This window comes from Haloarchaeobius ordinarius (assembly GCF_051801355.1).
In the GTDB taxonomy this organism is placed as follows: Archaea; Halobacteriota; Halobacteria; order Halobacteriales; family Natrialbaceae; genus Haloarchaeobius.
Genome location: NZ_CP196560.1, coordinates 2,237,122 through 2,259,596, shown reverse-complemented (window position 1 = coordinate 2,259,596; position 22,475 = coordinate 2,237,122). Strand labels below are relative to the sequence as shown.

Below are 22,475 nucleotides of genomic sequence, written 5' to 3'. Positions count from 1 at the left end.
AACGATACGGACGGGGGTCGAACAGGGTGTATTCGGCGCGTCGTCACTGGTGTGCGGCTAGCTGTCTAGACCGTCTCCCCGGTCACGTCCCGACGTCCGGGCCGTCGAGGAACGCGTCGAGGAGCTTGTACTGGCTGCGCCGCAGGTGGTTGTGGAGGGTGGGGGAGGAGACGCCCATCGACTCCGCGAGTTCCTCGGCCGTCGAGTCACGTGGCCAGTCGAAGTAGCCCGCGTGGTACGCGGCTCGCAGGACGGCGAGTTGTTTCTCGGTCAGCGACGAGAACAGCGACTGCCGGACGCCGGTCGTACTCGTCGCGTCCGCGGCCACCTCGCGCTTGGCGACGAGTTCCGTCTCTGGGAACGCCGTCGTCACCGCGTCCGCGACCGCCCGGACGTCCGTCTCGGGCGCGAACTCGGCGCGAAGCCGCGCCTGTCCGTTCTCGGCGACCAGTTCCTCGACGCTCCCACCGTGGTCGACCAGGGTTCCGGCGACCGTGTCGGTGGAGACGGTGACCTCCAGCAGCGAGGCGTCCTCGTGGTCCGTGACGAGGCGGGCGTCGTCGACGAGGCGTTCGGCCACCGGGTGGACCGCCTCTGGCGTCGTCCCGGCGGCGCTGACGTAGCACAGCAGGGCCCGGTCGTCGACGGGGACGACGCCTTCGAGCCGGATGGTACAGGAGAGTTCCGCCGAGAGCGCGACGACGAACGAGGTCGGGTCCGTGCAGGCGAACTCCAGTTCGAGGACGGTATCCGCCAGCAGCAGGCGCTTTCGTTCGGCTGCCGTGAGCGCCTCGCCGACGCGTTCCCCCAGCGTCGCGAGCGCCCGCCGTTCGTACTCCCCGAGCGATTCCAGCGGGGCAAGCAGGCACAGCGCACCGTACACCGAGTCGCCGTGGGAAAGCGGTGTCCCGACGACCAGGTGTGGGTCCGACTCGCCGGACTGACTCTGGTCGGTCTCGTCCCGGAGGCTGGTCGTGACCTCGCCGGTCTCGACGACCGTCTGCGCCAGAGCGTCACCCCCCGTCTCGGGGTCGGTGAACGCGAGGCGTTCGATGGTACCGTCGTCCGCGCCGGCCCAGACGGTCGGCACCGCCTGACTGCCGGGGGGAGCGTCGCTGGCCCACACGCACTCGTAGACGTCGCTGGTCGCGAGGTGTGCACACACCGCGTCGAGTACGCCCTCGTGGGTCGTGGCGTCGGCGTAGGCGTCACCCACCTCACTGATCGCCTGCTGGACGCGGGCGAACCGGTCGTCCGGCGACGGTGGCTGGGGCTGGTCGGCCGCCACGACCGCAACGAAACGCGACGGGTCGTCGGCCAACGGGCTCTCCGGAGAGATGGTCGTCTCGCCCCGGACCGAGCAGTCCGCAGCCACGCGGAACGTGAGTTCCCCGTGCCACGGTTCGAGACCGGCCATCGCCGCCCGGACGCTGGCGATGGTCTCGGTGTCGGCGGTCGTGACGGCCGAGAGCGACTCGCCCACGATAGCCTCGGCGGGCCGACCGATGCGGGCCTCGAATCGTCGGTTCACGCGCGCGACCGTCGCGTCGTCGTCGAGGACGAGCGTCGGTTCGTCGACCCCGTAGTCGGTCTCGACCCTCGCCTCGCCGGGAGACCCGGTCGCAGCATCGAAGGCGGCCAGAATCTCCCCGGGCGTCGGGTCGTCGACGTAGGTGTCGAGACTCCCCAGCTCGGACCAGCCACCCACGGCCATGACGACCGACGACGGCAGCTTCCAGTCGACGAGGAGACTGCGAGCGAAGTAGTGCCGGAGGTCCCTGCTGGACACCTCTGCGAGCGCCTCGCGACCGGTCTGGTCGGCCGCCCGCGAGGAGACGTCGGAGACGAGCATCTGGAGGCGACGCACCGAGACGTCGAACAACGGGTCCGCCCGTCCGACTCCTTTCTCGCGGGCGTATCGCGAGAGGTCCCGTTCGAGGTCAGTGGGTAGATAGGCGTCGCGTGGCTCGTCGCCGCCGGTCACGCGGAGGAGGAACCGGACACGACCGTCCACGACGTGTGGCGCGATGTCCATCGGCCGCACGGCCACCATCTCGAACGGCCGGAGGCCGACCTCCCCGCCGAGTCTGAGGACGAGTCGTTCCCGCGCCGTCGTGGCCGTACGGAGGAGGCACTCGTACCCGTGTCGTTCGAGCACCCCGTGGGCACCACGGTCAGTGTTGCCCAATGCCATGCTTCGTGGTATCGTGGCTGCAACGAAATAAAACGTTGGTATCGTTTGCCAGGCAGTTCGCGCGAAACGAACCAGTTCGACTTCCTGATACACCCTCTCTACGTCCCATCACCCGAACACGACCGAACGGTACAGGCAGGTGGCGAGACTGCCCAGGGTTTCGTCTCTGGAACCTGCAACGAAGTTCGACCGGGTCCTGCTTCGTCGCTCCGCAGTCAGTGTCCAGTCGCTCCGCAGTCAGTGTCCAGTCGCTCCGCAGTCAGTGTCCAGTCGCTCCACAGTCAGTGTCCAGTCGCTCCACAGTCAGTGACCAGTCGCTCCACAGTCAGTGACCAGTCGCTCCACAGTCAGTCAGTGGTCGGTGTTCGGCCGGTCTACAGCCAGCACTGGACCGGTCAGTCCGTGTCCTCGCGTCCGACGACCAGTTCTATCTCCCCGACCGTCTCCGGGTTGCGAAGCGCACTCGTGTCCCCGTAGTCGTCGCCGTCGACGATGGCGGCCAGCACCCGCCGCATTATCTTGCCGGAGTGAGTCTTCGGGAGTTCGGCAGTGAACACGAACCGGCGAGGACAGGTCTCCGGACCGAGCACCTGGACGACGTGGTCGACGATGTCGCCCCGGAGTTGCTGGTCGGCCTGCTGGTCGCGGGTCGTGCTCACGTACGCGACCACGTCGTCCCGCCGCGCGGATTCGACGACCGCCGCCTCGGCGACGCCGTCGACTTCGACGATGGCACCCTCGACCGAGGTCACGCCGACCGGTTCGTCGTCCACCGTCAGCGCATCGTCCGCCCGGCCCAGCAACGTGACGTAGCCGTCGCGCTCCTGTACCGCTCGGTCGCCGGTGACGTACGCCCAGTCCGGGTCGCCCGCGTCTGCCAGCATCGACCGCGGCATCCCCGGCCAGGGACGGGTGATGGCGAGCGACCCGGCCACGTTGGGTCCTACTTCGTCCCCCTCGTCGTCGACGACGGCGACTTCGATACCGGGGACGCCCCGACCGGCCGCACCCGGTTTCATCTCGTCGACACCCGGGAGCGTCGAGACCATGATGCCGCCCGTCTCGGTCTGCCACCACGTGTCCACGACGGGGCACCGACTGCCCCCGACGTGGGTGCGGTACCAGTGCCAGCCGCTCGGGTTGATCGGTTCCCCGACCGACCCGAGCAACCGAAGGCTCGACAGGTCGTACTCGTCGGGGCCGGCCGCCCCGCGCTTCATGAACGAGCGGATGGCCGTCGGGGCGGTGTAGAACACGTCGACGTCGTGTGTCTCTATCTGGCGCCAGAGCCGGTCGTGTTCGGGCTGGTCCGCCGAGCCCTCGTACAGCAGGGTCGTCGACCCGAGCGCGAGCGGGCCGTAGACGATGTAGCTGTGCCCGGTAATCCAGGCGATGTCGGCGGCACACCAGTAACAGTCGTCGGGCTCGACGTCGAGGACGGCGTGGCTCGTCCACGCGACGTAGGAGAGGTAGCCGCCTGTCGTGTGGGTCACCCGCTCGGGTTCGCCAGTCGTCCCGGAGGTGTAGATGACGAACAGCGGGTCGGCGGCCTCCCGTGGCACCGGGTCGACCCGCGTGCCGGCCTGGGCCGCGAGGAGGTCGTCGAACTCGTACTGGTCGTCTCCGAGGTAGGTGTCACCGAACCGCCTGATGACGACGGTCGCGACGTCGTGGTCGACCGACAGGCAGGCGTTGTCCGCCTTGTTCTTCTGGTTCACCGCGGCTCCGCCCCGGTAGTAGCTGTCGCAGGTCACCAGCACCGCCGAGTCGGTCCGCCTGATGCGTTCGGCGAGTTCGTCGGCCGAGTACCCCGAGAAGACGACGTTGTGCAGCGCCCCGAGGCGTGCACACGCCAGCATCGTCACCGGCAGTTCTGGCATCATCGGCATGTACAGCGTGACGACGTCCCCCGCCTCGACGCCGAGGGTCCGGAGTGCCGCCGCCGTTTCGTTCACCTCGCGGTAGAGGTCGTCGTAGGTGTAGGTGGCCGTTTCGCCGGTCCGCCCCGCCCAGTGTAACGCCTCCTCGTCGCCGCGGCCAGCCTCGACGTGCCGGTCGACACAGTTGTACGAGGCGTTCAACACGCCGCCGTCGAACCATCGGAGCGCGTCACCGCGAGCCAGGACGGTGTCGTAGGGGTCGTCCCAGGAGAGCAACGAACCTGCCGCTCGCCAGCACGCCGGCCAGTCGGCCTCGAACCGCTCGTAGACCGCTGGGTCGGCGACGTTCGCCTGGTCGACGAACCACGCCGGTGGGTCGACCGTCTCTGTCGCACGGAGACTCGATATCGGTGGACGACTGTCGGCTTCGTGTGCCACGTGTACGCATGCCACATACGGGTAGCCCGCTGGTAAAAGGTTTGGTCGAACAGACGTGTCAGGCAGCGACCGAAAAACGGGTCCGGGTCCGGGCGACCGGTTCAGGCCAGCCCGATCTGCTCGGAGTACGCGCCGTACTCCGCCTCGAACACCTTCATTATCTCACCCATCGTCGCGTACTCCTTCACCGCGTCGACGATGTAGGGCATCACGTTCTCGTCGTTCTGGATGGCGTCCTGGAGGTCGTCGAGACGGGCCTGCACCGCATCGTCGTCGCGCTCCTCTTTGACGCGGGCGAGCCGGTCGAGTTGCTTTTGCTGGGTCTCCTCGTCGACCTTGAGAATCTCGGGCTCGGTGTCCTCGGAGATCGTGTACTTGTTGACGCCGACGACGACCTCCTCGTCGCGTTCGACGCGTTCCTGGTACTCGTAGGAGGCCTCCTGTATCTCGCGCAGGAAGTACCCCTGGTCGATGCCCTCGAGGACGCCGTCGCGGACCGACCCCTCGCCTAGCTCTTTGATGTGCTCGATGTAGTCCATCGCCTGCTGTTCGACCTGGTCGGTGAGCGCCTCGACGGCGAAGCTCCCGCCGAGCGGGTCGACGATGTCGGCCGCACCGGACTCCTCGGCGATTATCTGCTGGGTTCGGAGGGCGACACGGACTGCGCGCTCGGACGGCAGGGCGAGTGCCTCGTCGAAGGAGTTGGTGTGCAGGGACTGGGTGCCGCCGAAGACGCCGGCGAGTGCCTGGATGGTCACGCGGACGACGTTGTTCAGGGGCTGCTGGGCGGTCAGGGACTGCCCAGCGGTCTGGGTGTGGAACTTCAGGCGCTTGGACTCGGGCTTCTCTGCGCCGTACCACTCGTCCATGACGCGGGCGTAGATGCGCCGGGCGGCACGGAACTTCGCGACCTCCTCGAAGATGGAGTTGTGCGAGTTGAAGAAGAACGAAAGACGCGGTGCGAAGTCGTCCACGTCGAGGCCGCGGTCCATCGCGTCCTCCACGTATGCGAAGCCGTCGGCGAGGGTGAACGCGAGCTCTTGCACCGCAGTCGACCCCGCCTCGCGGATGTGGTAGCCCGAGATGGAGATGGGGTGGATGCGTGGCGTCTCCTCGGTCGCGAACTCGACGGTGTCGGTGACGACGTCGAGGCTCGGCTCCGGCGGGATGACCCACTCTTTCTGTGCGATGAACTCTTTCAGCATGTCGTTTTGCATGGTCCCGCTAATCTGGTCGCGGGGGACGCCCCGTTCGTCGGCGAGGGCGACGTACATCGCGAAGATGACCGGGGCTGAGGGGTTGATGGTGAACGAGGTCGAGACCTCGCCGAGGTCGATGTCGTCGAAGAGGATTTCCATGTCGCGCAGGGTGTCGACCGCGACGCCTTCTTTCCCGACCTCGCCATCGGACAGGGGGTCGTCCGAGTCCTTGCCCATCAGGCTCGGCATGTCGAAGGCCGTCGAGAGGCCGGTCTGGCCCTCGTCGATGAGGTAGTGGAAGCGTTCGTTCGTCTCCTCGGCGGTCCCGAAGCCGGCGAACTGGCGCATCGTCCAGGTCCGACCACGGTACATCGTCGGGTAGGGGCCGCGGGTGTACGGTGGTTCTCCCGGGAAGCCGAGGTCCTCGCCGTAGTCCAGGTTCGCCACGTCGTCGGGGGTGTACAGCCGGTCGACGTCCATGTTCGAGATGGTGGCGAACCGGTCCTTTCGTTCCCCGAACCGGTCGAGCACCGGTTCGAGTGTCTCCTCCTCCCAGTCCTCGCGCGACTCCCTGATGTCCGCGAGTTCGTCCTCGTCGTACATGGACGTAATTTTTGCCAGCCAGGGCAAAAGCGTTCGGTTGCGTGCGGTTCGGTTCCGCTACCGCGTCGTGCGCCGATGGTGTAAGCCAGCGATGGCCGCGGCCGCGACGGCCGACAGCGCCGAGATCAACACTGGCGTGCTGGACCTGCCAGTTGGTGTGACGACGACTATCAACACACCCATCACCAGTAGCGCAGCCGTTACACCGACCGTCGTCAGTACCGTCGCTCGTGTCTCCGCATCCATACGAGCGGCTAACGTATCGGCCCAACAAGTATTCGACCGTTACAGATGTGAAAATTTCGTCGGCTCAACTAGTTTTGCGAGGGAGGTCGACCACGAACACCGTCCCGCGAGGGTCGTTGTCCTCGATACGGACGTCGCCGCCGTAGTCGTGGACGAGTCGGTCGACGAGATAGAGACCGATGCCGGTGCCGGGGCTGTCGACGTCGTGTTCCCCTCGACCGAAGACGAGTCCTTTCTGCGTGTCGGGGATGCCCGGTCCGTCGTCGGCCACGCGGACCGTGGCAACGTCACCGTCTGTGGTGAGAGAGACGTCCACGGTCGGGCTCTCCCCGTCGTGGTGGATGACCGCGTTGCTGAGCAGGTTCCCGAACACGGATGCGAGCATCTCGTTCGCGGTGACGGATACCGACGACACGTCAGTTGTGTAGGAGACGGTCGCCCCCGGGAACTTCTTTCGGGTCTTCACGACCTGGTTCTCGAGGACACCCGCGAGGTCCATCTCCTTGCTCGGGACCGTCCCACCGGCGGTGAGCGCCTCGGCGAGGTCCCTGACCTCGTGGGTGAGTTCGACGGTGTGTTCGACCGCCTCCTCGATGTGGGACAGGTAGGTCCGGCCGACAGGGTCCTCGACGTACTGTTCGAGTTCACCGGCCCAGCCCAGCACCACGTTCATGTCGTTCCGGATGTCGTGGCGGAGCACCCGGTTCAACACCTCCAGTTGTTCCGACAGTTCGTTCGCTTCCCGTTCGCGCTCTCTGAGCTCGGCGAGGTTCCGGAGGACGGTGACCACGTGCTGCCCGTGCTCGCTAAAGCGACCGTCGACCGGTACTCCTGTCTCCCCCTCGATAGAGAGTTCGAACTCCAGGCGTTCCGACCGCGACTCACCGCACTCGACCCGGTCGTACGCTGCCGCGACGGCCACCCTGTCGTCGGTCGAGACGAACTCCTCCAAGAATTGCTCGAACGACCAGCCGAGTATCCCCTCGCGTCCGTGCCCGCTCACCTCCCCCACTCGTTCGTTCGCGTCCACGAGCGCACGGTCCGTATCGAACACGTAAATGGCGTCGTCCAACGCGTCGTGGAACGTCGAGAGGTGGCGGACAGTCTCGGAATCGTCCATGCTGACTTGCAGCGGTCGAACCCAGTAAGCACTTCTGCCCGGTGCCGTCCGCCGCGAAAGACAAATAATCTTAACGAACGAATATTATACAAGGTTCGTTACCATTCGGTAGCGACCGGAGAGACCTTATGGCAGAAAAACTGCACCAGAACCTCGCAATTATCGGACACGTCGACCACGGCAAGAGCACGCTCGTCGGCCGACTCCTGTTCGAGACAGGCAACGTCCCCGAGCACATCATCGACCAGTACCGCGAAGAGGCCGAATCCCGCGGGAAAGGCGGGTGGGAGTTCGCCTACGTCATGGACAACCTCGCCGAAGAGCGCGAGCGCGGGCTGACCATCGACATCGCCCACAAGCGCTTCGACACGGACAAGTACTACTTCACCATCGTCGACACGCCAGGCCACCGTGACTTCGTCAAGAACATGATTACAGGGGCGTCTCAGGCCGACAACGCCGTCCTCGTCGTCGCCGCCGACGACGGTGTCGCACCCCAGACCCGTGAACACGTCTTCCTCGCGCGCACGCTCGGCATCGGCGAACTCATCATCGCCATCAACAAGATGGACATGGTCGACTACGACGAGGCACGCTACAACGAGGTCAAAGACGACGTGGTGAAACTCCTCAAGCAGGTCAACTTCCGCTCCGAGGACGCGACCTTCATCCCCATCTCGGCGTTCGAGGGCGACAACGTTTCCGGGCACTCCGAGAACACGCCGTGGTACTCGGGCAAGACGCTACTCGAGGCCATCGACGACCTGCCGGAACCCGAGATGCCCACTGAAGCGCCGCTCCGGCTCCCCATCCAGGACGTCTACACCATCTCCGGTATCGGGACCGTCCCCGTCGGGCGCATCGAGACCGGGACACTCGAACCCGGGATGACGGTCACGTTCATGCCCTCGGGGGCGACCGGCGAAGTCACCTCCATCGAGATGCACCACGAGGAGGTCTCGAAGGCGGTCCCCGGCGACAACGTCGGTTTCAGCGTCCGCGGCGTCGGCAAAGACGACATCAAACGCGGTGACGTCTGCGGCCCCGCCGAGGAGCCCCCGACCGTCGCCGAGACGTTCCAGGCACAGGTAATCGTCATGCAACACCCCTCGGTCATCACGGCCGGGTACACGCCCGTCCTGCACACCCACACCGCACAGGTCGCGTGTACCTTCGAGTCCATCGACAAGAAGATAGACTCGAAGACCGGCGAAGTCGTCGAAGAGAGCCCGGACTTCATCGAGACCGGAGACGCAGCAATCGTCACCCTCCGCCCGCAGAAGCCACTGGTCATCGAGAGCGCCGCCGAACTGCCCGAACTCGGGAGCTTCGCGTTGCGTGACTCCGGTCAGACCATCGCCGCCGGGAAGGTCCTCGAAGTGACCCCGCGGGTCACTCCCAAGGACAAGAAGAAGGCCGCCTGAGACGGCGTCCGAAACGGGATTTTTTGTACCAGAACGCGGCCATCGAGCGCATGCGCTGACGAGAGACGACGAGTCGCCCCGCGGGTGCGTGGCGCAGCGACTCGTCAGCGCACCAGCGAGCGCCACCTGTTCGCCCCTGCCGTCCCCAGTACGGCGACTTACTGCAATCGCTTCGTCGTCTCTACGAGCGGATGACGGGCGTAGTCGACCACGTTCACGTCGGCGAGGGAACGCAGTCCCTCGCGTTCGGCCGTCTTCGCCATCCCGAGTTCGATGGCTTCCTCGATGACGATGACGTAGGCGTCCATCTCCTCGATGCCGATTCGGTCGGCTGCCATGACGCGATGGTGCCCGTCGGCCAGCAACAGCGTCCCCCCGTTGTCGATGACCACGAGCGGTTCGGCCAGTCCACGCTCTAGCTCGTAGCGCCGCCCTTCTAGCTCGTCGGCGTACACCTTCTTCTGTGTCGGGATGAGGTTTCGCAGGGCAACCTCGCGGCGTTCCTGTTCGAGCTTGATACCGTGGATGCTCTCTAACGTCCGCCGAAGCTTGCCGACCTTCTCGGGGGTCGCACGCTCTATCTGGCTCCGGATGACGTCCGCGTTCGAGATGATACCGACGAGATTGCCCGCGTCGTCGACGACCGGGAGCTTCTGGATGCCGGAACGCAAGATGACCCGCGCCGCATCTGTCACCTTCATATCCGGGTGGGCGACGATGAGGTCTGTCGTCATCACCTTGAAGATCGGTTCGTCGTCCTCGGCCAGCAACAGGTCCCGCGCGCTCACGAACCCTTCCACACGCCGGCGGTCACACACCGGGAACCCGCTGTGTTCTTCGCTCTCTGCGATGCGCGTCGCGACCTCGCGCACCGTCGCGTCAGGCGAGACGGTCACCACGTCCTGTGTCATGTACTCCTTCACTCGTGGCTTCCCGTGGTCGCTCGACTCGTCGTCCATGTATCACAGAACTGTCGCGGGCGGGAAAAGCCCTTCTGCGTCACTCGTCGAGAACGGTGAGGCCGTCGTCGTCGTCACGGTCCGACTCCTCGTCCGACGAGTGGCTCGTGTCGGCCCCCGACGACGAGAGCCGAACCGGGAGTTCACGACCCCCGTCGTACGTGAATTCCAGCGTGCCACGACGCTCGCGCTCGTGCCGCTCGCGGCGAACCGTCGGTGGGAGCTGCTCCGTCGCCTCGAAGAAGCGTTCCTCGATGAACTCCTGGATGGCCGCGTCGCGGTCCTCGTCGTCCTCGAACTCGCCGAACGACTGCGTGATGGGAATCTGTGCACCAGCCATGTCGGCGTGGCCGCCGGCGCTCCCGATCTGGTCGAACGCCGAACGAAGCGTCTCGCCGAGGTCGATGTCGGTCCCCTGTGCCCGCGCCGAGATGTACACTGTCCCACTCATGAGCCCGTAGACGAGCGTCGTCGTGATGCCGTCCATCGTCAGGAGTTTGTCCGCCGCTTGCGGAAGCGCGTCGCGGTCGTTGATGCTTCCAGCGCCCGTCACGAGCACCGACCCCCGGACCTGCCGATTCTCGATAGCTCTCGCCATCGTATCGAGCGTATCCCCGCTGATACTGGGCGATTCGAGACGCTCTACCACCACCTCGTCGATGTGGGGGAGCAACGTCGCTGCCGCCTCGAAGTCGAGCGTCGAGACCTCGCGCGAGAACTCCTGCGTGTCTATCTGGATACCGTACAACAGCGCCGTCGCGACCGTCGAGTCCAGCGAGACGCCGAACCGATAGAAGTGGTCGGTCAACAGCGTGCTCGTCGACCCCACGTCGTACCGGAGGTCCTGGTACGTTCCCTGTATCGGGCCACGCGGTGGGTGGTGGTCGACGACGATGTCGACGTGTAACTCCTCGGGCAGCTGGTCGTTCACCCCCGGACGGGAGTGGTCGACCAGCGCGAACCCGGCGAACTCCCCGAGGTCGTCGTCCACGGTGAGGTTCCGCAGGTCGAGGTCCAGCAGGTTCACCATCGCACGGTTCTGCTGGTGTGATATCTCGCCGAAGTAACAGGCGTCCGCCGGGGTCCCGACCGCGTCCGCGAGCCGTGTCAAGGCGACCGCGCTCGCGATGGCGTCCGGGTCAGGGTTGTCGTGCATCACGACCGCGAGCGTCCCGTCGATGCCTTCGAGGACCCGACGAAGCTCGAGCGAGTCCTCTGCTCGTTCGCCAGCGACCCGGTCCGCGACGACGGTCGCGAACTCCGTCTCCGGGTCGATGAGGCGGTCGACGAGCCCGGCGAGTTCTGTGTCGTCCTCGGCCGTCGCACCCACGCCAGCGTAGGCGACGAGCAACGCATCAGAGAACCGTGTTCGTGCCGCACGAGCGATGTCCCGGTTCAGTACCGGGTCGTCGCTGGCGACCACGACGACGTCTACGTCACCGAGGTCGGCCAGCACGTCCGGGTCGGTCGGGTCCGCGTCGAGCGCGTCCACGCCCTCCTCGCGGAGCGCCTCTACGCGACTCTGGCGCTCACAGACGACTCGCTGAAGCCCGTACCAGTCGGACAGCTTCTCGGCGAGGCGCTGCCCGACGGCTCCACACCCCAACACGACCCGGGAGACCATATCCGGCGTTGCCACTCCGAACGGTAAAACCTACCGACCAAAAGAAACGAATCGTGGTCTACAGCAGCGCGCCAGCGGCCTCGACGGCCATGTCGGAGACGGGGCCGAAGATGCCGTACATCGCAGCCGTGACGACGGCCGCGAACATGACAGCGGTGTAGATACCGACCGGACGGCTGCCGATGCTGAGTGGCTTCTTGCTCTCCGGGCGGTCGTCGATCCACAGCGCCTTGACGACCCTGCTGTAGTAGAACAGGGAGAGGGCGCTGTTGACCGCGCCGAACGCGGCGAGCCACCAGAACCCGCTGTCGACAGCGGCACCGAACAGCAGGTACTTGCTGAGGAAGCCACCGAACGGCGGCAGCCCGGCGAGCGAGAACATGAACACCGTCATCGCGACGGAGGCCAGCGGGGCCTGCCGACCGAGTCCAGTGTAGTCCTCGAACGTCCGACCGACGCCCCAGTACTCGGCGAGCGCGATGAACAGGAACGCGCCCGTGTTCATGAACCCGTAGACGAACAGGTGCATCATGCTGCCCGCGAGGACGAACTGGCCGGCCTCGATCTTGGCAGCGACGCTCGGGCCACCACCGGTGAGCGCGGCGAGTCCGATGAGGACGTAGCCGGCGTGACCGATGGAGGAGTACGCGAGCATGCGCTTGACGTTCGTCTGGGTCGCGGCAGCGAAGTTACCGAGCGTCATCGTGACGACGGCGAGGATCTGGAAGACGAGCACCCAGTCCGCGCCGAGGACGATGAACTGCCCGGCGGACTCCGAGACCGTCAGGAACGCCTCCGTGAAGACACGGAACGCGATGACGAACCCGGCGGCCTTCGACGCCGACGACAGGAAGCCACTGATGGGGGCGGGTGCGCCCTCGTAAGCCTCCGGCGCCCAGAAGTGGAACGGGACGGAGGCAGTCTTGAAGGCGATGCCGCCGACGACCATCACGACACCCATGCCGAGCAGCCCCGATGCGTCGCCACCGATGGCTGCCTGCACGTCCGAGAGCAGGAGCGAGCCGGTCGAGGCGTACACCAGACTGATACCGTACGCGAAGACGGCACTCGACAGCGCACCGATGAGGAAGTACTTCAGCCCCGCCTCGACGCTGCCCTTGTTCTTCTTGAGGAACGCGACGAGCGCGTAGGAGGGCAGCGAGGCGAGTTCGAGACTGACGAACACGGTCGCCAGCGAGTTCGCCGACGCCATGAGCGTCATCCCGGTCGCAGCGAGCAAGACGAGCGCGTAGTACTCGGCCTGGTAGCTGTGGTCCTCGATGTAGTTGTAGCTCGCGAGGCTCACCATCGCGGTGACGCTCGCGACGATGATGGCGAACAGCAGCGCCATCTGGTCGACGACGAGCGCGTCACCGAGCGGCATCGCGGGCGGCTCTGCGAGATCGCCGTACGTGCCGAGTAGCGCGACGGCGGTGACCAGTGCGGTCAGCGACCCGGCGGTCGAGATGCCGGCGAGCAGGGTACGGTTTCGCGTGCGCGGGTCGATACTGTCGACGACGAGTAGCAGCAGCGAGGTCAGCCCCAGCACGAGTGCCGGTGCCAGCCACTGCAGGTCCATGTGTCCTGCCATCAGACACCACCTCCGTTGACCAGGTCGGCGACCGGGCCGGTCGCGTCCTTGATCATCTCGAAGAAGATGTCAGGGGCGACGCCCAGCGCGATGATCATGATGAGCAGTGCAGCCAGCGGTGCGATGTCGTGCAGCGGCGCCGGACCGACCTCGTAGTCGGTCTCGAGGCGGAACTCACCGAACAGGGTGCGCTGCATCGCAAAGAGCAGGTAGCCGGCGACGATGACGATGCCGAACATCGCCAGTCCCGTGAACACCTGCGCGCTCACCAGTCCGGAGCCCCACGTCGCCTGGAACGAGCCCAGGAAGACGTAGAACTCGGCGGCGAAGCCGGACATGAGCGGGAGGCCCATGTAGCCGAACGCACCGGCGATGAGGATACCGACCGTGTACGGCATCTTGTCGGCCATGCCGGACATGTCGGTCACCATGCGCGTGTGCGTCGTGTTGTAGATGACACCGACGGCCATGAACATCAGGCCCGAGATGAGGCCGTGTGAGATCATCTGGAAGGTCGCGCCACCGACGCCGTACAGCGTGTAGGCGACGAGACCCAGGATGACGTAGCCCATCGAAGACACGGACGAGTAGGCGACGATGCGCTTGAGGTCGCTCTGTGCGAGCGCGAGCATCGCGCCGTAGATGATGGAGACGACCGCGAACGCGGCGATGATCGGCGCGTTCACGTTCGCGACCTCGGGCATCATCGTGAAGTTGAACCGAAGCAGGGCGTACGTACCCATCTTCAGCAGGACGCCAGCCAGGAGCACCGACACCGGGGTCGGTGCTTCGACGTGGGCGTCCGGCAGCCAGGTGTGCACCGGAACGACCGGGACCTTGACCGCGAAGCCAGCGAACATGGCGAAGAACGCGGCGACCTTGAGGGTCTCCACGCTCACGCCGAAGTACGTCTCTGCACCGGGGTCCGCGGCGAGGCTCGCCTCGGTGACCGCCGGGAGGCCGAACGAGTCGACGCCCAGTCCGAACACGAGCGCCGCGAAGCCGATGAACATCACCAGCGAGGCGACGTTCGTGTAGACGAACATCTTGATGGCCGCGTACTTGCGGCGCGGGCCGCCCCAGATACCGATGAGGAAGTACATCGGGACGAGGACGGCCTCCCAGAAGACGAACCAGACGAAGAAGTCGAGCGCCGTGAAGACGCCGAGCAGCCCCGCCTCGAGGAACAGCACCAGTCCGAAGAACTGGGACTGCCGTTCGTCGATGGGTGTCCACGCGCTCACGAGCGCGAGCGTCGTGAGCACGGTGGTGAGGACGACCAGCGGGAGGCTGATGCCGTCGACACCGACGAACCACTGGATGTCCGGGAGCGGGCCGAGCGAGAGCCAGGTCTCCTGGCTCTGGAAGGCCAGTACACCATCGTCCAGCAGTGCGTTCTTCTCGCCGTCGAAATTGGCCCACATGAGCAGGCTACCGGCGACCGGTAGCAGGCTCCAGGCCGTCGCCAGCTTGGCCGCGTAGCGGTCAGAGCCGGCCATGACGACGAACGATCCGACCAACGTAATCGCGATCAGCGCTTCAATCGTGCCGTTTATCATGCGAACCACCCCCCTGTGATACCGACGATGACGAGCAGGATGACCAGCCCCAGCGAGAGCAGGGCAGCGTAGTTGGTCACGATACCCGTCTGAATCTTCTTCAAGCGCGACCCGCCGGAGAGGCTCACACTGGAGACGCCGTTGACGACGCCGTCGATGACGCCCTGGTCGAAGGTGTCAGCCGCTTTCGCCAGGGGCAGGGTCACGTTCTCGGCCAGGAAGACCTGGTACTCGTCCTGATAGTAGTTGTTGTACCAGAGGGTCTTGAGCGGGCCGAGCTTGGCCGTGTGTTCGGTCGGCGTCGCGTCCCGACCGTACAGGAAGTACGCGAGGCCGACACCCGTCAGCGCGATGCCCAGCGAGAGGGCCGAGCTGGCCAGGATACTGAAGTCGGCGGTACCGATGCCAGCGCTGTCCTTGATGAGTTTCTGGTAGTGCTCGACCGACAGGTTGGCGAACGCCTCACCGCCGTGGTGAGCGCCGACGTTCAGGAAGTGCTCGAGTTCGTGGATGCCGAGCACCGGCACCGCGTTGACGAACCCGGCGACGGTCGCGAGCACGCCGAGGACGACGAGCGGGACCTTCACGTTCCAGCGAACGCCGTGGGGGTCACGAGCCGTATCGGACCGGGCCTCGCCGTGGAAGGTGAGGAACACCATCCGGAAGGTGTAGAAGCCGGTGAACAGCACCGAGAGCAGGCCCATCCCGTAAGCCGCGAGCAGCAGGGTACCGACCATGCCGTCCGTGCCGAGGCCGTGAACGAGCGTCTTGAACAGCACCTCGTCCTTCGACCAGAAGCCGGCGAACGGGACGATACCCGCGAGCGCCAGCGACCCGGCGAGGAACGTGGCGTAGGTCACGGGCATCTTGTCCTTGAGACCGCCCATGTCCCACATGTTCTCGTTGTGGTGCATCGCGATGATGACCGACCCTGCACCGAGGAACAGCAGCGCCTTGAAGAAGGCGTGGGTCATCAGGTGGAAGGTCGCCGCGACGTAGCCACCGCCACCCAGCGCGAGCATCATGTACCCGTACTGGGAGATGGTGGAGTACGCGAGGACCTGCTTGATCTCCTTCTTGACGACGCCCATCGTGGCGGCAAAGAGCGCGGTGAACCCACCGGTGAGCGCGACGACCGCGAGCACCGTCGGGAGCAGCGCGTAGAAGCCGTACATCCGGGCGACGAGGTACACACCCGCGGCGACCATCGTCGCGGCGTGGATGAGTGCGGAGACGGGGGTCGGACCCTCCATGGCGTCGGGCAGCCACGTGTGCAGCGGGAACTGCGCGGACTTACCGATGACGCCACCGAGGACGAGCAGCCCCAGAATCGGGAACCACGCCCCGGGGCCCATCCCGAGGTACGTGGTCACGCCGGCCGAGCCACCCTCGAGGGCGGCAGCGGCGAGTTCCGGGAACGACGCCTGGGACTCCGTGCTGACGAACAGGCCGGTCCCGAACGTCGCGATGATTCCGACCACGCCGATGAGGAAGAAGTAGTCACCGAAGCGGGTGACGAGGAACGCCTTCTTCGCGGCCGACGGCGGGCCGTCCTGGCGGAACCAGAAGCCGATGAGCAGGTACGAACACAGGCCGACCAGCTCGAAGAACATGAACGCCATGAGGATGTTGTCCGCCATGACGAACGCGAGCATCGAGAAGGTGAACAGCCCGAGTTCGCTGTAGTACCGGGGCAGGCCCGTCTCGCCCTCGTCGTTCATGTAGCCGAGGCTGAACATGTGGACGAGGAACGCGATGAGCGAGACGATGACGAGCATCATCGACGACAGCGGGTCGATGAGCACGCCGAAGTGGAGGTTGATAGCCTCCGTGGGCCCCCACGTCAGCAGTTCGGTGTGGTACGTGTGGCCACCGAAGACGGTGACCGCAAGCCACAGCGACAGGAGGAGCGAGCCACCGGTGGCGGCCATGCCACCGATTGCTCCCTTCTTCGGCATGTACTTCCCGAGCGCGAGTGCGACCAGGAACGACGCGAACGGAAGCGCCGCGATTGCGGGCGCGAGTTCGAATGCGAGTTCTCCTGCCATCGTTACCACCTCATCGTCGTGGCGTCGGCCACGTCTACGTCTTCGAAGTTACGATACAGTACGAGGATGATGCCGATACCGATGGCGACCTCGGCCGCGGCCAGCGCCATCCCGAAGAGGGCGAACGTCTGGCCGGTGAGGTTGCCCCAGTACTGGCTGAAGGCGACGAGGTTGAGGTTCGCCGCGTTCAGCATCAGTTCGACCGACATCAGGAACATCAGCGCGTTCCGACGGGTGAGGATGCCGAAGAGGCCGGTGCAGAAGACGGCCGCCGACAGGACGAGATAGTACTCGACCGGGACCGCCATCAGTGCTCACCTCCGTCTTCGGAGATATCCGTGCCACCGTCCGCAGCGACGCCCGCCGCGGAGCTGTTGCCGACGGAGTCATCGTCACCGAGACCCAGGCCGAGTGCCGAGACGACTTCGCCGCCGACCTCGCGGCGGGCGAGCATCACGGCACCGACGAGGGCTGCGACGAGCACCAGGTCGATTATCTCGAAGGCGACGAGGAACGACTCGCCGGGAACCGTCGGCTCGGCGCTGCTGCCGAGACCGAACAGGTGATAGCCGAGGTCGTCCGTGACGCCCTCGCCGACGTCGCTCGTCGCGGCGTAGACGTCTCCGTCACGCGTGAACAGCGACGTCGAGGCGTTCGTCGAATCCGACAGCGTGACGTTTTTCGTCTCACTGTCACCGTCGACGACGACCGCGTACGTCGAGCCGTCGGCCTCCTTTATCTGTGCGTATGCACCACTGTCGGTCTGCTGCGTCGCGACCTCGTCGGCCGGTCCGAGCTTCACCGTCGCTTCGTTGAAGCCCTGTTCTTCGCCGGTGATGGGCGCGTTGATGAACACGGCTGCCATCACGACGAACAGCGCGACCGCGACCAGACCGGGAACCAGATGATTGCCCAGTTTCAGTTTCGGTCGTGTTGTCATGTCTCTACCACCTCAGTTTCGCCTTCGTCTCTCACGAGCATCACGGCGAACGTGATGAGGATGAGAACCCCGCCCACGTAGACGAGTATCTGCATCGCAGCGACGAATTCTGCACCCTCCATCACGTAGAAGACCGCGACGCTGAGTAGCGCGGCGCCCAGGAGGAGTGCGGAGTGCCACACGTCCTCCACCAGGACGACGCCGAGGCTACTTCCCACCGTGACGATGGCGAAGAGCGCGAAGGCGACGAGTTCTGCGGTTACCATTGTTTTGTAGTTCTCCTATCGGTGTCTGTTGAACATTTCGAGACGAGTGTCTCGATTACTGGTAATCGACCTCGCCATCACCCTCGCCGATCCACGCACCACGGTCTGGTTCACGGGACTCGAGGGGGTCGATGTCTTTGTACCACGGGACCGCGCGGAGCTGGTCCTTGTTGTACACCAGGTCGTCTTTCGTGTCTCCGGTGAACTCGAAGTTCTGCGTGAGCAGAATCGCGTCGACCGGACACACCTCCTCACACAGTCGGCAGTAGATGCACTGCCCGATGTGGAGGTTGTACTGTTCACCCTGACGCTGTGCGTCTGTCACGATGTGAATCGTATCGTTCGGACAGACGTTCTCGCACTGGCGACACCAGATACAGCGCTCCTGGCTGAACTTGTGCACACCACGGAACCGGGGGGAGACCTCGGGCGCGGTGTCCGGATACTCGACCGTGAAGGTCTCGTTGTCCAGTGCGTGTTTCATCGTCGTCGCCATCGATTTGAGCAGTCCGATCATACAATCACCCCGACGAGCAGTGCCGTCAGCAGCAGGTTCGCGAACGAAAGGACGAGCATGCCCTTCCAGCCGATCTCTATCATCTGGTCGATGCGCACGCGCGGAATCGCAGAGCGGAACCACTGCGTGAGCAGGAACACGCCCCAGATCTTGATGGTGAACCAGACGAAGCCCGGCAGGACCGGCCCGGCCGGACCGCCGAGGAACAGCGTCGCGGCGATGGCCCCACCGAGGAAGATGTGCAGGAACTCGCCCAGGTACATCAGGACGAAGTAGACCGAGGAGTACTCGGTCTGGTACCCTGCGACGATCTCGGTCGGTGCCTCGGGGATGTCGAACGGGTTACGGCCGACTTCCGCGAGGTTGGCGGCCATGAACAGCACGAACGCGAACGGGTTCACGAACGCGAACCACGACGGGATGCTGACCGGGCCGAGGCTGATGAGCGTCGCCTGCTGTGCTTCGACGATGCCACCCATCCGAAGGGTGCCAGCGAAGAGCACGACGGATGCGGCCGTGATGACCAGCGGAATCTCGTATGCGATGTTCTGCGCGATAGCACGCAGACCACCGAGCAGGGAGTACTTGTTCGCGGACGCGTAGCCCCCCATCGTCAGGCCGAGCGTCGCGATGGACGCGACGGCGAAGACGTAGGCGAGGCCAGAATCGGGGTCGGCCAGCTGGAGGTTGATACCGAAGATAGAGCCCATCGGGATGACCGCGAACCCGAGCATGGCGGAACCTGCCATGACGATGGGTGCGAGGTCGAACGCGGGGCGGTCCGCGTTCTCCGGGATGATGAGCTCTTTCGCCAGCAGCCGAACTGCGTCTGCCACGATGATGAGCAGGCCGAACGGCCCGATACGGTTCACCGCGATACGGTCCGTGAACGCTGCGGTAATCTTCCGCTTCGCCCACGGGCCGGCGACGCCGGTGTACGCGAGCATGACGTTGCCGACGATGAACGCCGCGATGAACGACGCGACGAGGTCGCCGAGCACACCGTAAGGGGCGAGCCCGAGCGCGTTCTCGATCGTCTCCGGGAAGAGGACCGCGTCTGCCATCAGCGGTCCACCTCCCCGAGGACGATGTCGAGGCTACCGAGCGACGCGACGAGGTCCGGGATGTACTCGCCCTGGGTCATCTCGGGCAGCGTCTGCAGGTTCGAGAAGCACGGGCTCCGGATCTTGAAGCGAGCCGGCTTGTCCGTGCCGTCTGCGCGGATGTAGATGCCGAGTTCACCCTTCGCGCCCTCGACGGCCCGGTAGGTCTCGGTGTCGTCGGCCGGCTTGAGGGTGCGCGGGACGTTGGACTGGATGGTCCGGTCGTCCTCGGGCCACTCCTCCAGCAGGTCGACGCACTGTTCGATGATCTTCGCGGACTCCTCGACCTCGCGCATGCGAACGAGGACGCGAGCGTAGTTGTCGCAGCCGTCCTCGGTGACGACGTCCCAGTCGAGTTCGTCGTAGTAGCCGTAGGGGTCGTCGCGCCGCAGGTCGTAGTCGATGCCCGACCCGCGGGCGACCGGTCCCGTCGCACCGTAGGATTTGGCCGTCTCGGGGTCGAGGTAGCCGGTGTCGACACACCGGAGCTGGAAGATCTCGTTCGACGTGATCATGTCGTGGTACTCTTCCAGCTTGCCCGGCAGCTCCTCGAGGAAGTCACGCGTCTTCTCGAAGAACTCTTCGCGCGGTTCCGGGAGGTCCCACGCGACGCCGCCCAGGCGGAAGTAGTTGAACATCATCCGCTGGCCGGTGAGGTCTTCGAGGATGTTCTGGACGACCTCGCGGTCGCGGAACGCGTACTGGAAGATTGCGGTGAAGTCACCGTAGACGTCCAGCGCGAACGTCCCGAGCGCCAGCATGTGCGCGGCGATGCGACACAGCTCGGCGGACATCGTCCGGATGACCTGTGCGTACTCCGGCACCTCGATGTCGGCGAGGTCCTCGGCGGCGCGTGCGTACGCCCATTCGTTGAGGATGCCGGCGGAGACGTAGTCCCACCGGTCCGGGTACGGCATGATCTGGTGGCGGTAGGTCCCCTGCTGGCACATTTGCTCCTCACAGCGGTGGAGGTAGCCGATGTCCGGCTCGACGTCGGCGACCTGCTCGCCGTCGAGGACGGTCTTCACGTGCAAGACGCCGTGGGTGGCCGGGTGGTGCGGACCGATGTTGAGGAACATCGTGTCCGACTCCTCGTCCATGTGGTCCTCCTGCAGCGGGTTGTCCCACTGGCCGAGCGTGACGATCTGCGGGCGGTCCTGGTCGTAGTCCATCCCGAGGGGGTGGCCCTGCCACGTTTCGGGCAGGAGAATCCGACGCAGGTCAGGGTGGTTATCGTAGTTTATCCCGACGAGGTCGTACGCCTCGCGCTCGTGCCAGTCGGCGGTGCGGTACGCCGCGTTGCCGGACTGGCTGACGGGGTTGTCCTTCGAGGCGGGCACGACGACGCTGACCTCCTGGGTCGGGTCGTCGTACTTCTTCAGGTGGTAGATGGACTCGTAGCGGTCCTCGTACTCCTGGGCGGTGACACACGAACAGTGGTCGAAGCCGGCCTGGTCGCGGAGCGCGAGCAGCGTCTCCTCGACCTCGTCCGGGCGGACGACGACCGACTGGTCGGCGTTCAGGTGCTCTTCCGTGTCGAGCACCTTGTCGCCGAGCAGGTCGAGGATGGCGTCGGTGTCGACGCCGCCCTCGGCCGTGACCATCCGCTCGCTGGGTTTCTCCAGACTCATGGTGAATCAGCCCAGTTGTAGCGCATTGCCAGCGTGTCCTCGTCGATTTGCTCGGCGAGCTTGTCGACGACCTCGTCGCGCGGCATGTCGCCGAACTGTTCGAGTTCGTACGGCTTCACCGTCACCGGAGCGGACTCGCCGTTCGCGATGCGTTCTTGCAGCTTCGCGACGCCGTAGATGAGCGCCTCGGGGCGCGGCGGGCAACCCGGGACGTGAATGTCGACCGGGATGACCTCTTCTGCGCCCTTGATGACGTTGTAGCCCTCCTGGAACGGGCCGCCAGAGATAGTACACGAGCCCATCCCGACGACGAACTTGGGCTCGGGCATCTGGTCGTACACCCGCTTCATGCGGGGGGCGAACTTCGAGACGATGGTCCCGGGGACGATGATGACGTCCGCCTGTCGCGGGGACGCCCGGGGCACACCTGCGCCGAAGCGGTCGAGGTCGTGCTTGATGGCGTAGGTGTGGATCATCTCGATGCTGCAGCACGCGATACCGAACTGCAGCATGAACATCGAAGAGCCACGGACCCAGTTCATGAACTTGTCGAACTTCGTGAGGATGAACGGCGTGGAGCCGAACGCCTCGCGGAGCCGCGAGTTGAACCGGTCGTCGAGCCCTTCGCCCATGCGGGCTTCGCGCGTCTTGGTCAGCGCGTCTGTACTCGTACGGTCTGTGGGGTTGTCGCTACTCATCGTTCTGCCTGTGCTCCCTTTCTTTGTTCGGCGCGCGGGCTACGCGCCCACTTGACTGCGCCGTTGCGCCATGCCCATGCGAGGCCGACAACGAGGACGCCGATGAACACGAGCATCGGGACCAGCACCGTCACGAGCCCGACGCCGCCTTCGAGAGCAGAGCGATAGATAACCGTCCACGGGAAGATGAGGACGGTCTCGATGTCGAAGACGACGAACAGGAGCGCGACCATGTAGTACTGGATGTTGAACCGCATGCGCGTCCCGCCGGTCGGAACCTCACCACTTTCGTAGGTGGCGCGTTTACTGTCTTCTGGGACTGTGGGTCTGAGGAGTGCTGACACCGCCATCATACCGAGCGGAATCAGCAGCCCGACCAGAGCCAGCGCCCCGATGGCTATCCATGGATTCATGCCGTTTACTCCGTAACATCCG

General features: G+C 65.2%; 18 protein-coding genes and 2 pseudogenes. 1 reads left to right on the top strand and 19 read right to left on the bottom strand.

All coding sequences use genetic code 11. The features are described 5' to 3' along the window. Positions 1-82: 82 nt before the first annotated feature. The 5 genes from ACSC1R_RS11815 to ACSC1R_RS11795 all read right to left on the bottom strand — a co-directional run bounded on the left by ACSC1R_RS11815 (position 83) and on the right by ACSC1R_RS11795 (position 7,680). On the bottom strand, positions 83-2,194 hold the full coding sequence (locus ACSC1R_RS11815) for a bacterio-opsin activator domain-containing protein (RefSeq protein WP_439025941.1): 2,112 nt from the start codon (positions 2,192-2,194) through the stop codon (positions 83-85). Between the two features lie 395 nt (positions 2,195-2,589). Beyond that, positions 2,590-4,482: an acetate--CoA ligase gene (locus ACSC1R_RS11810; RefSeq protein ID WP_439028712.1), complete on the bottom strand. Its 1,893-nt coding sequence runs from the start codon at positions 4,480-4,482 to the stop codon at positions 2,590-2,592. 131 nt (positions 4,483-4,613) lie between these two features. Continuing rightward, a complete protein-coding gene (locus ACSC1R_RS11805; RefSeq protein ID WP_439025940.1) occupies positions 4,614-6,314 on the bottom strand; it encodes an acyl-CoA mutase large subunit family protein in 1,701 nt (566 codons plus the stop codon). Between the two features lie 57 nt (positions 6,315-6,371). After that, complete coding sequence (locus ACSC1R_RS11800) at positions 6,372-6,560, bottom strand: hypothetical protein (RefSeq protein WP_439025939.1); 189 nt, start codon at positions 6,558-6,560, stop codon at positions 6,372-6,374. A gap of 64 nt (positions 6,561-6,624) precedes the next feature. Further along, positions 6,625-7,680, bottom strand: coding sequence for an ATP-binding protein (locus ACSC1R_RS11795; protein ID WP_439025938.1), 1,056 nt, complete (start codon positions 7,678-7,680; stop codon positions 6,625-6,627). 128 nt (positions 7,681-7,808) lie between these two features. Between ACSC1R_RS11795 and tuf the strand changes: the two genes are divergently transcribed. Continuing rightward, entirely contained in the window at positions 7,809-9,104 is a 1,296-nt protein-coding gene (gene tuf, locus ACSC1R_RS11790) for a translation elongation factor EF-1 subunit alpha (protein ID WP_439025937.1), read from the top strand. 158 nt (positions 9,105-9,262) lie between these two features. Here tuf and ACSC1R_RS11785 read toward each other — a convergent pair whose 3' ends face one another. The 14 genes and pseudogenes from ACSC1R_RS11785 to ACSC1R_RS11720 form a co-directional block, all read right to left on the bottom strand. Beyond that, positions 9,263-10,063 (bottom strand): CBS pair associated ParBc domain-containing protein, encoded by an 801-nt coding sequence (locus tag ACSC1R_RS11785; RefSeq protein WP_439025936.1) that lies wholly within the window; start codon positions 10,061-10,063, stop codon positions 9,263-9,265. A gap of 40 nt (positions 10,064-10,103) precedes the next feature. Then, the gene (locus ACSC1R_RS11780) at positions 10,104-11,687 is read right to left on the bottom strand and encodes a DHH family phosphoesterase (RefSeq protein ID WP_439025935.1); all 1,584 of its coding nucleotides are present in this window, start codon (positions 11,685-11,687) and stop codon (positions 10,104-10,106) included. A 58-nt stretch (positions 11,688-11,745) separates the two neighbouring features. Then, positions 11,746-13,278 carry an NADH-quinone oxidoreductase subunit N gene (locus ACSC1R_RS11775; protein ID WP_439025934.1) on the bottom strand — a complete coding sequence of 511 codons (1,533 nt, stop codon included), beginning with the start codon at positions 13,276-13,278 and terminating at the stop codon, positions 11,746-11,748. Further along, complete coding sequence (locus ACSC1R_RS11770) at positions 13,278-14,837, bottom strand: complex I subunit 4 family protein (RefSeq protein WP_439025933.1); 1,560 nt, start codon at positions 14,835-14,837, stop codon at positions 13,278-13,280. Before ACSC1R_RS11770 ends, ACSC1R_RS11775 begins: the two co-directional genes overlap by 1 nt. After that, positions 14,834-16,885: an NADH-quinone oxidoreductase subunit L gene (gene nuoL, locus ACSC1R_RS11765; RefSeq protein WP_439025932.1), complete on the bottom strand. Its 2,052-nt coding sequence runs from the start codon at positions 16,883-16,885 to the stop codon at positions 14,834-14,836. The genes ACSC1R_RS11770 and nuoL overlap by 4 nt, the downstream gene beginning before the upstream one ends. Before the next feature lie 2 nt (positions 16,886-16,887). Continuing rightward, positions 16,888-17,193, bottom strand: a complete 306-nt coding sequence (gene nuoK, locus ACSC1R_RS11760; protein ID WP_439025931.1) for an NADH-quinone oxidoreductase subunit NuoK — start codon at positions 17,191-17,193, stop codon at positions 16,888-16,890. Further along, positions 17,193-17,480: pseudogene (locus ACSC1R_RS11755) on the bottom strand (NADH-quinone oxidoreductase subunit J); the annotation flags it as partial. The gene nuoK and the pseudogene ACSC1R_RS11755, both read right to left, overlap by 1 nt. A gap of 213 nt (positions 17,481-17,693) precedes the next feature. Next, positions 17,694-17,825 (bottom strand): annotated as a pseudogene (locus ACSC1R_RS11750) (proton-conducting membrane transporter); the annotation flags it as partial. Further along, positions 17,822-18,091: an NADH-quinone oxidoreductase subunit J gene (locus ACSC1R_RS11745; RefSeq protein ID WP_439025930.1), complete on the bottom strand. Its 270-nt coding sequence runs from the start codon at positions 18,089-18,091 to the stop codon at positions 17,822-17,824. The gene ACSC1R_RS11745 and the pseudogene ACSC1R_RS11750, both read right to left, overlap by 4 nt. A gap of 55 nt (positions 18,092-18,146) precedes the next feature. Continuing rightward, on the bottom strand, positions 18,147-18,608 hold the full coding sequence (locus ACSC1R_RS11740) for a NuoI/complex I 23 kDa subunit family protein (protein WP_435317888.1): 462 nt from the start codon (positions 18,606-18,608) through the stop codon (positions 18,147-18,149). Further along, positions 18,605-19,672 (bottom strand): complex I subunit 1/NuoH family protein, encoded by a 1,068-nt coding sequence (locus tag ACSC1R_RS11735; protein WP_439025929.1) that lies wholly within the window; start codon positions 19,670-19,672, stop codon positions 18,605-18,607. Before ACSC1R_RS11735 ends, ACSC1R_RS11740 begins: the two co-directional genes overlap by 4 nt. Continuing rightward, a complete protein-coding gene (locus ACSC1R_RS11730) occupies positions 19,672-21,342 on the bottom strand; it encodes an NADH-quinone oxidoreductase subunit D (RefSeq protein ID WP_439025928.1) in 1,671 nt (556 codons plus the stop codon). Before ACSC1R_RS11730 ends, ACSC1R_RS11735 begins: the two co-directional genes overlap by 1 nt. Beyond that, complete coding sequence (locus tag ACSC1R_RS11725; protein ID WP_435317885.1) at positions 21,339-22,040, bottom strand: NADH-quinone oxidoreductase subunit B; 702 nt, start codon at positions 22,038-22,040, stop codon at positions 21,339-21,341. Before ACSC1R_RS11725 ends, ACSC1R_RS11730 begins: the two co-directional genes overlap by 4 nt. Continuing rightward, positions 22,037-22,453: an NADH-quinone oxidoreductase subunit A gene (locus ACSC1R_RS11720; RefSeq protein WP_439025927.1), complete on the bottom strand. Its 417-nt coding sequence runs from the start codon at positions 22,451-22,453 to the stop codon at positions 22,037-22,039. The genes ACSC1R_RS11725 and ACSC1R_RS11720 overlap by 4 nt, the downstream gene beginning before the upstream one ends. Between the last annotated feature and the right edge of the window lie 22 nt (positions 22,454-22,475).